We start from the raw sequence: 13,140 nt of genomic DNA on the forward strand, positions 1-13,140 counted from the left end.
TTTTTTATTAATCTTTATGATTTTAAATTTTTTGTTAATCTTAACTTCATTTTAATCTATATTTCTATGTTTCGCTTACACTTAAAGATTCTATAAAGATATCCTGCATCAATTGAGGATTCAAATTTCCACCAGATATAACAACAGCAATGTTTCTTCCCTGTATCAACTCAGGGGCAGCCATTAATGCTCCATAGCCTATAGCTCCTGAAGGTTCAGCAATTACCTTCTCTTTATTCATCAATTGTAGCATCCCTCTTTTAATCCACTCTTCCTCTACCAAAAGGATATCATCGATACAATTACCTGCCATATGATAAGGAATTTCTCCAACTCCACCAATCAATGCTTCACATAGAGACTCTTCTGAGGGAAACTCAATATAGCATTTCTTATCCTCCAATGACTGCACCATGGCAGGACAAGCCGCTGTTTGCAATCCAATCACCCTCAAAGAGGGTTTGATGGATTTTGCTGCAAGTCCTATTCCTGTAATCATCCCCCCACCACCAATAGGCACAAGGATTGTATCAATATCGGGATTCTCCTCTAGTATTTCCAAGGCAATAGTTCCTTGCCCTGCAATTACTTCTAAATCTGAGCAGGAATCAATAAAGGTTACCTTACTTTTCTGTGCATATTCCATTCCAATTTTATAGGCTTCATCATAACTGTTTCCTGCCAATTGAATATCCGCCCCATAATATTTGATCTTTTCCACTTTAGCTTCTGGTGTATTAGCTGGTACAAAAACAGTGGCCTTAATTTCCTTTAATAGGTTTGCACCGTAGCTTACCCCTGCTCCATGATTGCCTGAAGAAACAGTCATGACCCCTAGCCGCCTTTCTTCCTCGGTTAAACTAGTTAGTTTGCTGAGGGCACCCCTGATCTTAAAGCTTTTTAGTTTTTGTTGGCATTCTAGCTTAAGATAAACTCTTCTATCACCTGAGCTTAGATGCATTGAAAAATCCAATGGTGTCCTCCATATATATTGGTTAATCCGTTCTCTTGCTTTTTTTACCTCTTCAAAAGTAACCATAATATACCCTCCTTAATTTACTGGTTTATCCGATGGTCAACTACTTTAAGCCCCTCTGCTTATGCAGAGTGGAAAGTAGCTTCATTTTATTCTATTATATAGAAATGGCTAGTTTTTTTAAAGAGTAAAGTTCAAGAAAAAAGCTAAGGGTAGTTGTTGTCCCTTAGCTTTTCCATATTATACATATTGTATAAACAATTTATGTAATTCATCCTTTGTTTCAATTTTATTTTTTTTCAATACTTCATCTAATGCCTTCAAGGTAATATATATTTTCTCCTCGTAGCAATTTTCTCCCATATGTCCGATTCGGATCACCTTATCTTTTAACAATCCAAAGGCTCCAGCAATTAGGATATTATGATCCTTCAGCATTTCTTCATATATAGTTTTAAAGTCTATACCCTCTGGCACCATGAAAGTAGTCACTGTATTTGAAAAACCCGCCTTAGGATAGAGCTTTAATCCCCCTATCGTTAGGGCTTTTCTAACAGCTTCAGCTATTCTTCTATGCCTCTCTAATGCTTTTTCATCTTTCAATAGGATTTCTACAGCTTCCCTTAATGCATAGATATCACTAATTGGCTGTGTATAGGGAAACCATTTTTCCTCGTACCAATTCCTCCAAACAGAAAGGTTGCAATAATAACCGGCAATAGGGGTTTTACGATTCATTATAATACTCCAAGCTTCATCACTAATGCTAAGGAACGTTAGTCCGGGAGGGGCTGAAAGCACCTTTTGGGATCCTCCTAACACCATGTCAATTTGCCATTCATCTGTTTTTAGTGGTTCTCCACCAATAGCTGAAACCGAGTCAACCACAGTAATAATGCCATATTTCTTTAACATTGGGCATATTAAATCTACTGGGTTTGTAATACCAGATGGTGTTTCACAATGTACTACCGTTGCCATCTTAAAGTCATGATGATCCTTTAAAAAATCCTCCAACTTTTCTATGTCTACTGCTTTTTCATAGTCAGATTGGAAAAGCTTCACTTGGCCTCCATACATTTTTACAAAATCACCAAATCCATTGCCAAAAATTCCATTATCTATCGCTAACACTTTATCTCCTGGCTCAATAAGAGACGCACAAGCAGCCTCTAATCCCAATATACCTTCACCACTTAATATAAGCACATCATTGTTGGTATTTAACAGTTGTTTTAGCTTGTTACAGGTTTCTTTATAGAATTCATAAAAAGCTAAATCTAAATCAGGATTTGTAATCTCCTTAGATAATGCCCTTCTCACATCTTCGCTGACATAAGTAGGGCCAGGAGTCATAATTAATGTCGCCTTCACTTCTACCACGCTCCTTACAACTAAATTTATACCACTTTTGTTTTCTTCAATGCCGTAATTAGCGGCACGCCTAAGATGATACCTATAACAATTTGTGTAATATCTCCAGGTATAGCTGTTAAGGGAGTATACCAATTGCCATAAATGATTACCTCAGCAAAATAATATCCAATAATCATCCATACACTACCTATTAAAATACCTAGCATATTCCACTTGAAGCTATCTCCGTTATTACCTTTTCTATGGGCTATCGTTCCAATAACCCAACCCATTACACCCCTAATCACAAAAGTAAATGGTGCCCAAACTGCCCAACCTGACACTAAGTCAAATAAGCCCATACCAAAAGCCCCTGAAATTGCTCCCTTTTTTCCACCAAAAACAACGGCTGCTGCAAATAACATAGTATTTCCTAAGTGAATTAATCCACCATGAATTGAAAAAGGTAATTGAAAGTTGATGAATTTTGTAGCAACAAACACTAAAGCTGTTAATAGCGCTGTAAGTACTAAATCCTTTGTTTTTGAATTTTCTTTAATTACTGCATTTTCTTTTTTGCTGGTTATTACTTTTCCTTCCATGATTGTTCCTCCTCAAATGAATAGTATATAATTCCAGTTACAATTATTATACAATAGATTCATTTGCGATACAATATAAATTCCAACGGGTACAATAATATTTTTGTAACGATACAATCATAGAGAGATTTTTGTCATTCCTTGCTTCATCCTTCAGTATACTGTTCTAAGTTTGCTGCTTTCACTTATGATAAGTAAGAGATTAAACACTGCATCCTAGAAATAAGTTCACCTACAATTCAGTGGGAGTAAAGACTCTCTCTAGATGAACAAACTAAGTGACCAACACGAAAGTTAAAAACAAACTTTCGGTTGTCTACTTATGAATTAAGTGTTATTTTACATTTCAACAGCTTCATGAGGAGCTTCAATGAAATGCCTCACCAAGTGGGCAATTCCATGTTCTTCATTACTTTTTGTCACCCAATTGGCCTTTTCGATGACAGCTTTTTCAGCATTGTTCATAGCTACACCTAGCCCAGCATATTCAATCATCGACAGATCATTATAATTGTCTCCCACTGCTATAATAGCTTCTTGATTGATATTCAATACCTTTGCCAGTTGCTGCAACGCCTTTCCCTTTGTAGCATTTTCATCTAGAACTTCAACATTATCATAGCCAGAGCTAGTAATATCTATAGCCTTAATATCCTTTAACTTTTTACTTATATTTTGTAGCTGCTGTTGACACTTTGAAAGAATGAATATGCTGGCAGCCTTCCCACCATCCCTTATAAAACTAGAGAAATTTACTTTTTTATGGCTCCCGTTGAAGAAAACAAACCAAGTCGACAGAAGATGGGCTTTCAAATTAGATACACCCGTTTGTAGTATTAGTCTTTGTATATTCTTTATTCTCTCTCTATAACTTTTAATATAGGTATACTTTTCATCAGATACATGAAAATATATATTTTCCTTCTGTAACAACACAATTGCTTCCTCTAATGCCTTAGGCTTCATATAAACTGCAGAAATAATTTTCCCTTCTTTGTTTCTAATGACTGCACCGTTGTTGGTGATAACCCAGCAGTCAAAACCTAACTGTTCTAAATATGGCTTAACATTAGGATAAGGCCTTCCGGTGCAAATAACTATTTCAACTCCTTGGTTTTTTGCTCTCTTTAGGGCCTCTATATTTTCCTGAGATAGTACTTTATTATTCATCAGTAATGTTCCATCCATATCTGTTGCTAATAGTTTATAAATCATATATTTTCCTCCTTTAACCTGCTCCTCTTACATTATATCTTTTTTTACTAATGAAAAAAACTATTCAATTCACATATAGTATTATCTTAGTTGAAAAAGCCAAGTGAAAAATTTAATAAAATTTATTGTTTATTATTTTAAAAATAGTGTAAATAATAGAATAAGATTGTATTTAAAACACATGATAAAAATTGGATTTGATAGCAAATTATGTTGTTATTTATTGGGCAATCTTTTATAATATCTTTAGTAAGCTATGATAACTACTAAATAATCTACTAACGTTAATAGTATTGTACACGTAGTTGAGCTTAAGAAAATAATTGAGGAGGAATTGTACATGATTTCAGAAAAACTATTAAAAGAATTTAATGATCAGCTAACATTTGAATTTGCATCTGCAAATGTTTATTTAGCAATGGCAGCTTATTGTAAAGATTTAGATTTAGAAGGTTTTGCAAATTTCTTCCTAGTTCAAGCAGAAGAAGAAAGATTTCACGCCATGAAATTCTTTAACTTTATCAATGAATTAGGCGGTCGTGCTATAATCAGCGGATATGAGGATCCAAAAAATGATTTTACTTCCCTTGAAGATGCATTTACAACAGGCTTAAATCATGAAAAATTTGTAACAGGAAGAATTAATCTTCTAATGGATATCGCTGTTGAAGAAAAGAACTATGCTTGTGTTAGCTTTTTAAATTGGTTTATTGATGAGCAAGTAGAAGAAGAAGCTACGTTTACCAGCTTAATCAATAAAATCAAAAGAATTGGTGAAGACAGTCATGCTATCTATATGCTAGATAGTGAATTAGCCCAAAGATCCTTCACGCCACCAGCTGCTGCAGAATAGTATGATTACTTATATATAATTAAAAATCCTCCTAAGGAAAAAAATTTTTAAGGATGACATCAAAACTTCCTTATGCGATTTCACCTAATGGAGGATTTTTTTATATATTAATCTTCAATTGATTGTGTTTTAAATTCACTTATTAAAACTTCCTTCTGTTTTTTGCTAAGTCGTCTCAGAGCAGCTTCCCTTTTTTGTGCCTTACTACGGCTTATGTGTTCTTCCCAATATACAAGCTTCAGTGGTCTTCTTCCTTTTGTATATTTCGCTCCCTTTCCTTCATTATGGGTTTTAAATCTATTTTCTAAATCATTTGTCCAACCAATGTAATAGGTTCCATCTGCACATAATAAAATATAAGTATAATTCATGCTGTTTATCCTCCTAACTTCTGCCGACTTGTTCTTTTGACTATTTTATTATACCATTGATTTAAATCAAAAATTCTGGTAAGGAGGTTTTTTATTTGTATACTTTTTTAATTGTTTTCTTAGTTATATTAGTCATCATACTTGGAATTAGTATCTATTTATCTAATCTTGTTATTTATCCTAAAACCCTTACCCATGAAAAAACCTATCAAAAGGAATTGGAAGCTGGCAGAATAAATAAGAAAGTCTTCGAAGAATTATACAAGGAAGAGGTTTCAATCAAATCTCCCTTTGGCTACGATCTTTATGGTCTTTACTTCCCATTAGAAAATGCAAAAAAAACCATGATTTTATGCCATGGCATCACCTATACTCTTTATGGATCTGTAAAATATATGGAACTGTATCAGAAAAGAGGGTTTAATATCCTGCTATATGATCATAGAAATCATGGGAAAAGCGGCGGTCACAATACCACCTATGGCTTTTATGAAAAGTATGATTTAAAGGCCTGGAGCGATTGGTTATTTGAAAAGTATGGCAATGACAGTGTTATAGGCATTCATGGTGAATCCATGGGAGCTGCTATCCTCCTCCAAAACGCCCTTATAGATTCTAGAATAGCTTTTTATGTGGCTGATTGTCCTTATTCTAGTCTCTCTGACATTGTAGGATATCGCCTAAAGGTAGAATATCACCTTCCTGCCTTTCCTTTTTTAATCATTGCAAGTTTATTAAATGAAATTAGAACAGGCGTGGCTTTTCATCAGGTCTCTCCTATCAATGATGTTGATAAAATAAAAGCTCCTGTATTTTTTATTCATGGAAAAGAAGATAAATACATACCTAGCTCAATGACAAAAGCCATGTATAACGCAAAAAAAGGAGCTAAAGAATTGTATTTAGCTCCCAATGCTGGCCATGTTGGGGCTTATTGGAATAATCAAGAGGAATACGATAGATTGATTAGTGAATTTTTAAAAGCAGTTCATCTGAATTAAGTATCATTTTTTTAATCCTGGGTCCTTGGCTTTGTTGGATCACAATTTTGTCTTTCTGACGTTGACATTTGTCCATAGCTCACTTATAATAAGTAAATAGTCTTAAAAACAATATATATTCATGGTCTTAAAGGGGGCAAAAAATATGGGAATAAAAGTAGCAAAATTTGGAGGAACTTCACTGGCAGATGCTGGACAATTTCTTAAGGTTAAGAGTATTATTACGTCAGATGGAACGAGAAGATATGTAGTGCCATCTGCTCCTGGAAAACGTCATAAGGAAGATGCAAAGATTACTGATCTCCTTTACTTATGTCATACCCAGCTTCAGCATAAAGTAAATTTTTACGATACCTTTAATATCATCTCGGAACGTTATTTGGAGATAATAAGAGAGCTAGGATTATCATTGGATTTAGAACCTTATCTTTTTAATATAAAAGAGGAGATTGAAGCAGGAGCATCTTTGGATTTTATCGCCAGCCGTGGCGAATACTTAAATGGTATAATTCTTGCTGAACTATTAGGTTATGAATTTATTGATGCTAAAGAGATTATTTTCTTTAATGAGGATCATTCATTGAACCTAGAATTAACAGATGAAAAAATGAAAGAATATTTATCAAGAAAAGTAAAGGCTGTAATTCCAGGTTTTTACGGTGCACTTCCCAATGGAGAAATAAAGATTTTCTCTAGAGGCGGCTCAGATATTACAGGAGCTTTAGTAGCGAGGTCTGTAGAAGCTAAAGTTTATGAAAACTGGACAGACGTATCTGGATTGTTAATGACAGACCCAACCATTGTACATAATCCAAAACCTATTGAAAAGATAACCTATCGTGAATTAAGGGAGCTTTCCTATATGGGGGCAACTGTTCTCCATGAAGAAACAATTTTCCCAGTATTGGATGCTGGTATTCCAATCAATATCAAAAATACTAATGCGCCTAATAATCCTGGTACTATGATTACTAGTTATGCTGATTCCGCAACACCTGCAGGAGCTATCACCGGTATAGCTGGTAGAAAGGACTTTACCGTTATTGCTATCGAAAAAAATAGAATGAAGTCTGAAATTAACTTTATCCGAAAGCTTCTTACAATATTAGAACACAATCATATCCATTTTGAACATTTGCCTTCTGGCATTGATACAATTTCTATCGTTGTAACTGATTCACAGCTAGAAAACAAATTAGATAAATTGTTAAATGAGATTCAACAACAGTGTGATCCTGATTTAATTGAAGTTTTTCCTAACATGGCACTAATAGCTACAGTTGGTCATGGTATGGCTTATACTCCTGGTATATCTGCTAAGCTGTTTACAGCTTTAGCCAATAACTGTATCAACGTTCGAATGATTGATCAGGGTTCCAGTGAGATTAATATCATCGTTGGTGTGGAAACCGATGATTTTGAAAAGGCAGTAGAAGCTATCTATAATGCTTTTGTATAAAGCTGCTTTATTCCCTTCATAATTGGGTATGATATTACTGCATACTTTAAGAAAGGTGGTATGAGTTTATGGATGTTGCTATTTATACAAAAGACTATTGTCCCTATTGTAAAAGAGCAGTAGCCCTCTTACAAAAGAAAAATGTAGCCTTTAATGAAATTGATGTTACCCACGATGAAACAACATTTCAGGAAATTAAGAACCGAACTGGCTGGGATACAGTACCCCAAATTTTTGTTTTTGGAGAATTCATTGGCGGCTGTGACGATTTATATGCACTTGAAGAAAAGGGAGAACTTGATGCTAAACTACAGATTAAAAAATAATGCTGTCATAATCTCCATAAAGCTATAACTGGTACTATTGGTCTTTTTGTTGTTATAAAAGGCACTTATCCTCTTGTGATAGGCGCCTTTTATAAGTTCTATCTTAATTGTAGTTGCTTTTTGAATGTTTTAAAGAGTGGAATCAAGACTAGCAAACTAAAAATAAAGGTAATTCCTAGGGATAATTCAAAACCTACTCCTCGCTGAACTGTTGAGAATATATTTCTATAGGATTGAAATGCCCAGTAATTTGGAAAGAGAAATAGTAGCCATTGTAATCCTTCTGGAACAAAAACAGAGCCTATAGGTACCCCTATAAAAAAGAGCATAGCAACCTTTAAAATAGCTATAGCAGAAATTAAATTATCAGCAAAACCTCCTATAATATAACCTAATAGTGTCCCCATTGCTGTAGTACCTAAAATAGCAATGATTATCCTAAAAATATCAGTTTCTCTTCCCACAAAGAGAAATACAGATACTAAAGCCAATCCTATAGCCACAATCATACATAGGATGGTATGGGCTAGAAAATAATCCAGCATTCTTAGAGGAGAGACCGATAAAGCTGCTATTGCTCTACTTTCCTTTTCATTCACTATATTTAAAGCAATCATCATCCCACCTATTACGATAGCAGTAAGCAATAATAGGCTGGCTACAATTTCTCTCATAGGAGACTGGTCCTTCTCCAGACTTATATATTCATAGGTCCCCTGTTTTTCTCCTGACAAGATTACATTCATTAATGCAGTGGCGATTTCTTCAGCCTCCCCAACTTCATTTCCCTCCAATAATACTACATATTGATCTCCATCTTTTATGATGCCCGCTATATCATCGGGTCTTTCTACACGACCTTTTACTAAGTCCGCAGTTTCATATAATTCTACCTCTGCATAATCTCCTAGAGCTGCTATAATATCCTGCTCTACAGCAGCATCCACCGCAATTGATAATTTCATACCTTCTATGCTTGGCAAAAACATTCTCATAATCACAGCCAATAGGATAGGAAATAGAAATCCATACAAAATCATATTATTTCTTATTGCCCTTATAAATTCTTTTTGCATAAAGCTACTCATTCGCCTCATCACAGTTATTTCCCCTCCTTCATTAACTGTTTATGAACTACCCAATAACTGACAGCTAGCATGATAAGAGCCTGAAGGATTAATCCCCATTGTAGTGCCGTTACATAGTGCTGTTTTCCTGTAGGAAAGATGATTTCTCTGATGCCAAATAGCATGGAGTAGGAGGGTAACCATGTAATAAAGTCAGGGGTAAAGGTTGGTGTAAAATAGGAAACCATCGGTAATCCTAAAATAGCTAGTATCAGCACTGCAACAAATAGAAATTCCTCTAAATTCTTAAAAAATACACTAATAGATAATCCTATTAAAGTAATTAAGAAATTTGATAAGATAATCATTAACAGCACCTTTAAATAGTTAACATCAAGTCCCATAGTAAACAGTAGTAGTAATCCTGAATATAATAATGCTAAAAGTGTAATTACCGCCACCTTAGATAAGATATATTGCATGGTGCCAGCTGGACTTACTCGGTAGGCCCTAAGGCTCCCTTCTTCTTTTTCTTGAAAAATCATTACTGCAATAAGGATGAATCCCAGCATGACAGGCTCCAATACCAACATCATAGGTACTAAGCTTTTATTAAATGGGATTGGTTCTGCTTGGGACCTCAAATATTCAACCCTATAACCAGGAGTAGCTTCTACTCCCCTCATCCTATTTAATGCTTCTTCTATAGTGACACTGAGAAGATTAATAATTTCAACTGATTCCCTGCCTTGATACAATATAGTAAACTTAGGATTTTCTAAATCTCCCTCCATAATAATTCCAATAGTGTTATCCTCTTCTTCCACCTCTTGAAATAAGGCTTCCTTGCTTGGAAAGAGTTGGCTTTCTTCCAATCCCTCCTGCAGTAAAAACTGCTGAAGTGTTTTTTCCTCTGTTCCATCATAAAAAACTTCATTAGGTGTTAGTTTTACCGACTCCGGAACAATCAAGTTAATAACAACAATCATTAGAATAGCTAAAAGGATAATGGCATAATGGAAATAATTACGAAAAGTAACCGTCAAATCTTGTTTTATTAAATTCGTAAATCTTGCCAGCATTATACCAGTCCCCTCCCAGTGAGTTTTATAAAGATTTCTTCAAGGGTAGCCTCCTGAGAATGTATCGTCTGAATTTCTTTAGTATTGATAAGCTGATTAAAGGTGAATCGATCTTTTTCATTTTCTAAAAAGAAAATATCTGCCTTTACTCTGTTTTCTTCCCTATACTCTACTTTAACTGATTTTTCTCCATACTTTAGTTTTAGGTTTCTTGGAGAATCCATTGCTATAATCTTTCCTTCATTAATAAAAGCCACTCGATTACACACTTCCTCTGCTAAATACATATTATGGGTTGTTAAAAAAATCGTGCTACCCTCTTGTTTCTTCTCTAAAATCATGTTTTTAATTTTATTTCCAGTTGAAGGGTCTAATCCTGACAAAGGTTCGTCCAAGAACAATATTTCAGGGTTATTAATCAATGCCCTCGCAAAGACCAGTCTTTGCTTCATTCCCTTTGAATACTCTCCAGCTTTTTTATTAGCTGCCTCCTTAAGACCTACTCTTTCCAGCAAAATCATAGGGTCCACTATAGCTACCTTAAATAGTCCTGCATAATACTTTAGATTTTCATAGCCGGTTAATTTGCTGTATAGATTTGGATGCTCAAAGGAAACCCCTATGTTATTAAAAAAATCTGAACCCACACTTCTAATCGATTGATTCTTATAGTTTACTTCACCTTTTTGGAGTTTTAAAAGTCCTGTCATAATATTTTGTACCGTGCTTTTCCCAGCACCACTTGGTCCTAAGAAGCCAAATATTTCACCTTTTTCTATGGTAAAGGACACATCTTCAACGGCATATTGTCTATTTCCAGCGTAGTCATGATACAAATTTTTCACGTCAATCATAGTTCTTACCTCCTATTCCCCATTTTTAGAACTAAATCCATCTTTTAATAATTTCATAAACTCTTTAACTAATTTTTTTGATTTATTATTGGTAGATAACACATCTTGTTCAATCAAGTAATTTCCAAAACCCTGTAGCAAGCTGTAAAGCACATGGACAGCTAAATCTAACTCAATATCTTTGCGTATTTCCCCTTCCTCTATCCCCTTTAATATAAAGGCTTTGTAATGCTGCTGCCCTAATTGGTTCATTTTTTCCTGATACTCTTTTCTTATTTCTAGTGGAGCCTTATACTGGAGCTCTTGATAAATCTGGTATAGCTCTGGGTGTTGATTAGAAAAACGTATACTAACGTAAAACATAGCTTCAATAAAACCAAAAAAAGTATATTTTGGATTTTCCTTCATTACCTCCTCCGACAGCTGAAGCTTTGCTTCTCCTGCCAGCTCTAGTATATAGAAAAATAGTTCCTTTTTATTTTGAAAATATTGATACATACTACCCTTTGCCACACCAGCTTCATCAGCTATTACTTGGATGGACCCCTTTTCATAACCCTTTTCTGCAAATTCTCTAGTAGCCGCCTCCATAATTCTATCTCTTTTTTCCTTTGGTAAATTATAAAAAGTTTCCTTTGGCATCAAAACACTCTCCTCATATGCTTATCTCATATATCCTATTATGCATCATTTGTGACTATAAGGTCATGTGACCAATAAGTCATACAACCTTATAGTCACATGTTATCATAGGTATTTTTTGTTGTCAATAAACCAATAAAAAAACATGACCTTAGAGTCATATTTTGCGCATTTATTAATTTTTTACGTTTAAAATATTAATACGCTTAATTAAATTACATCACATCACCATCATCAGGCTTGAAATGATCTTCTATCTTATCAATATTCAATCGATTATTATTATCTATCGTCCCATAAAAAACATCCTTTATATCCTTTACACCCTTCATCTTTAATTGGTCTATCAGCCACTTCATTGTTAAGTTTCTATTCTTTAGATTCTCATAGACAACGTTTCCCATTACAATTACCTCAGTGATTAGTTCTTCCTCCTTTCCTACTATACCTAAATCTTCAACAGTTACATTTACCTTTGTTCCTATTTTAATAATGCTGACCTCTCCAGTTGTTTCTAAAATTCCATACTTAACATTATTGATATTAAATACATCTTTTTTTCGCAGCAAGTGATTCAAGTCATCTATGGTGTAATGAAACTTCTTTAAATTCTTCTCTAACACCTTACCATCTTTTATAACCAATACCGGTTCCCCCTGTATTACTCTAGCTATGGAAATATTGTTAGTTCCAATGTAGGATACTAGAAAGGTTAGTGCACCAAATAGAAAGAGTCCAATTAAGTGCTGCCAGGTTCTTTGGCTCACATCAGTAGCTAATGTGGCAGCAATAGATCCAAAGGTAATGCCATTTACATACTCCTGCATAGTTAGTTGTGACACCTGCTGTCTTCCTAATACTCTAGTAATGAATAAAATGGAAAAGAAAGCTAATACTGTTTGCAGCACTATTTCAATTACTACCTTCATTTTTTCCCTCCTTCGTATAAATTGTCTTCTAAATCTTATACTAATATTGTAGTTATAGTACACATATTTCATAATATTGTAGGAGGCATACTATATGAGCTTATATTTACAGGCAATTTTGACCTTTACCTTTATTTTAGTTGGTTTTGGAATCATATATATACTTCATAAAAAGAAAAAAATTTAGTAGCTAGGGTAAGGTTTTAATATCTGCAATACTATTCACTCCTTATGAGAAACTATATTACTATTTCATAAAAGTGGTTTGTTGATAGTATTTTATCTGATACAGTAAACTATACATCTTTAATTATTCCACTATATATCAATTAATTTCTTTACAAGGATAATCCTATTCCTCTGTCTTCACTCTTTCTAGTGAAGCTTTTATATACCTATCTAATATC

14 protein-coding genes are annotated in these 13,140 nt (G+C 34.3%); 4 read left to right on the plus strand and 10 right to left on the minus strand.

The features are described from left to right. Positions 1-64: 64 nt before the first annotated feature. The 4 genes from CHB72_RS02120 to CHB72_RS02135 all read right to left on the minus strand — a co-directional run bounded on the left by CHB72_RS02120 (position 65) and on the right by CHB72_RS02135 (position 4,149). Complete coding sequence (locus CHB72_RS02120; RefSeq protein ID WP_089281227.1) at positions 65-1,039, minus strand: threonine ammonia-lyase; 975 nt, start codon at positions 1,037-1,039, stop codon at positions 65-67. A gap of 177 nt (positions 1,040-1,216) precedes the next feature. After that, on the minus strand, positions 1,217-2,350 hold the full coding sequence (locus tag CHB72_RS02125) for a pyridoxal-phosphate-dependent aminotransferase family protein (protein ID WP_089281228.1): 1,134 nt from the start codon (positions 2,348-2,350) through the stop codon (positions 1,217-1,219). A 26-nt stretch (positions 2,351-2,376) separates the two neighbouring features. After that, complete coding sequence (locus tag CHB72_RS02130) at positions 2,377-2,934, minus strand: ECF transporter S component (RefSeq protein ID WP_089281229.1); 558 nt, start codon at positions 2,932-2,934, stop codon at positions 2,377-2,379. A 339-nt stretch (positions 2,935-3,273) separates the two neighbouring features. Continuing rightward, positions 3,274-4,149 (minus strand): Cof-type HAD-IIB family hydrolase, encoded by an 876-nt coding sequence (locus tag CHB72_RS02135; RefSeq protein ID WP_089281230.1) that lies wholly within the window; start codon positions 4,147-4,149, stop codon positions 3,274-3,276. A 340-nt stretch (positions 4,150-4,489) separates the two neighbouring features. Between CHB72_RS02135 and CHB72_RS02140 the strand changes: the two genes are divergently transcribed. Beyond that, complete coding sequence (locus CHB72_RS02140; RefSeq protein WP_089281231.1) at positions 4,490-5,002, plus strand: ferritin; 513 nt, start codon at positions 4,490-4,492, stop codon at positions 5,000-5,002. Positions 5,003-5,109: 107 nt separating this feature from the next. Here CHB72_RS02140 and CHB72_RS02145 read toward each other — a convergent pair whose 3' ends face one another. Beyond that, positions 5,110-5,373 carry a GIY-YIG nuclease family protein gene (locus CHB72_RS02145; protein ID WP_089281232.1) on the minus strand — a complete coding sequence of 88 codons (264 nt, stop codon included), beginning with the start codon at positions 5,371-5,373 and terminating at the stop codon, positions 5,110-5,112. Positions 5,374-5,468: 95 nt separating this feature from the next. Here CHB72_RS02145 and CHB72_RS02150 point away from each other — a divergent pair, with 95 nt between their 5' ends. From CHB72_RS02150 to grxC, 3 genes are all read left to right on the plus strand, one after another. Continuing rightward, a complete protein-coding gene (locus CHB72_RS02150; RefSeq protein ID WP_089281233.1) occupies positions 5,469-6,374 on the plus strand; it encodes an alpha/beta hydrolase in 906 nt (301 codons plus the stop codon). Between the two features lie 145 nt (positions 6,375-6,519). Continuing rightward, a complete protein-coding gene (locus CHB72_RS02155) occupies positions 6,520-7,833 on the plus strand; it encodes an aspartate kinase (RefSeq protein ID WP_089281234.1) in 1,314 nt (437 codons plus the stop codon). A gap of 68 nt (positions 7,834-7,901) precedes the next feature. Next, positions 7,902-8,159, plus strand: coding sequence for a glutaredoxin 3 (gene grxC, locus CHB72_RS02160; RefSeq protein WP_089281235.1), 258 nt, complete (start codon positions 7,902-7,904; stop codon positions 8,157-8,159). Positions 8,160-8,257: 98 nt separating this feature from the next. On the opposite strand, the gene CHB72_RS02165 is transcribed toward grxC, so the two are convergent. The 5 genes from CHB72_RS02165 to CHB72_RS02185 all read right to left on the minus strand — a co-directional run bounded on the left by CHB72_RS02165 (position 8,258) and on the right by CHB72_RS02185 (position 12,733). Further along, positions 8,258-9,256 (minus strand): ABC transporter permease, encoded by a 999-nt coding sequence (locus CHB72_RS02165; protein ID WP_242975022.1) that lies wholly within the window; start codon positions 9,254-9,256, stop codon positions 8,258-8,260. 5 nt (positions 9,257-9,261) lie between these two features. Continuing rightward, a complete protein-coding gene (locus CHB72_RS02170) occupies positions 9,262-10,308 on the minus strand; it encodes an ABC transporter permease (RefSeq protein ID WP_089281237.1) in 1,047 nt (348 codons plus the stop codon). After that, positions 10,308-11,162, minus strand: coding sequence for an ABC transporter ATP-binding protein (locus CHB72_RS02175; RefSeq protein WP_089281238.1), 855 nt, complete (start codon positions 11,160-11,162; stop codon positions 10,308-10,310). Before CHB72_RS02175 ends, CHB72_RS02170 begins: the two co-directional genes overlap by 1 nt. A 12-nt stretch (positions 11,163-11,174) precedes the next feature. Continuing rightward, complete coding sequence (locus CHB72_RS02180) at positions 11,175-11,804, minus strand: TetR/AcrR family transcriptional regulator (protein ID WP_089281239.1); 630 nt, start codon at positions 11,802-11,804, stop codon at positions 11,175-11,177. 215 nt (positions 11,805-12,019) lie between these two features. After that, the gene (locus tag CHB72_RS02185; protein WP_089281240.1) at positions 12,020-12,733 is read right to left on the minus strand and encodes a DUF421 domain-containing protein; all 714 of its coding nucleotides are present in this window, start codon (positions 12,731-12,733) and stop codon (positions 12,020-12,022) included. Positions 12,734-13,140 lie beyond the last annotated feature (407 nt).

Origin of the sequence: Anaerovirgula multivorans (genome assembly GCF_900188145.1) — a bacterium.
Taxonomy (GTDB): domain Bacteria; phylum Bacillota; class Clostridia; order Peptostreptococcales; family Natronincolaceae; genus Anaerovirgula; species Anaerovirgula multivorans.

Excerpts from the sequence above, each read along its gene's own strand:
- CHB72_RS02120 (WP_089281227.1), bottom strand. The coding sequence starts at position 1,039 with ATGGTTACTTTTGAAGAGGTAAAAAAAGCAAGAGAACGGATTAACCAA.
- CHB72_RS02130 (WP_089281229.1), bottom strand. The coding sequence starts at position 2,934 with ATGGAAGGAAAAGTAATAACCAGCAAAAAAGAAAATGCAGTAATTAAA.
- CHB72_RS02135 (WP_089281230.1), bottom strand. The coding sequence starts at position 4,149 with ATGATTTATAAACTATTAGCAACAGATATGGATGGAACATTACTGATG.
- CHB72_RS02140 (WP_089281231.1), top strand. The coding sequence starts at position 4,490 with ATGATTTCAGAAAAACTATTAAAAGAATTTAATGATCAGCTAACATTT.
- CHB72_RS02145 (WP_089281232.1), bottom strand. The coding sequence starts at position 5,373 with ATGAATTATACTTATATTTTATTATGTGCAGATGGAACCTATTACATT.
- CHB72_RS02155 (WP_089281234.1), top strand. The coding sequence starts at position 6,520 with ATGGGAATAAAAGTAGCAAAATTTGGAGGAACTTCACTGGCAGATGCT.
- grxC (WP_089281235.1), top strand. The coding sequence starts at position 7,902 with ATGGATGTTGCTATTTATACAAAAGACTATTGTCCCTATTGTAAAAGA.
- CHB72_RS02165 (WP_242975022.1), bottom strand. The coding sequence starts at position 9,256 with ATGAGGCGAATGAGTAGCTTTATGCAAAAAGAATTTATAAGGGCAATA.
- CHB72_RS02170 (WP_089281237.1), bottom strand. The coding sequence starts at position 10,308 with ATGCTGGCAAGATTTACGAATTTAATAAAACAAGATTTGACGGTTACT.
- CHB72_RS02175 (WP_089281238.1), bottom strand. The coding sequence starts at position 11,162 with ATGATTGACGTGAAAAATTTGTATCATGACTACGCTGGAAATAGACAA.
- CHB72_RS02180 (WP_089281239.1), bottom strand. The coding sequence starts at position 11,804 with ATGCCAAAGGAAACTTTTTATAATTTACCAAAGGAAAAAAGAGATAGA.
- CHB72_RS02185 (WP_089281240.1), bottom strand. The coding sequence starts at position 12,733 with ATGAAGGTAGTAATTGAAATAGTGCTGCAAACAGTATTAGCTTTCTTT.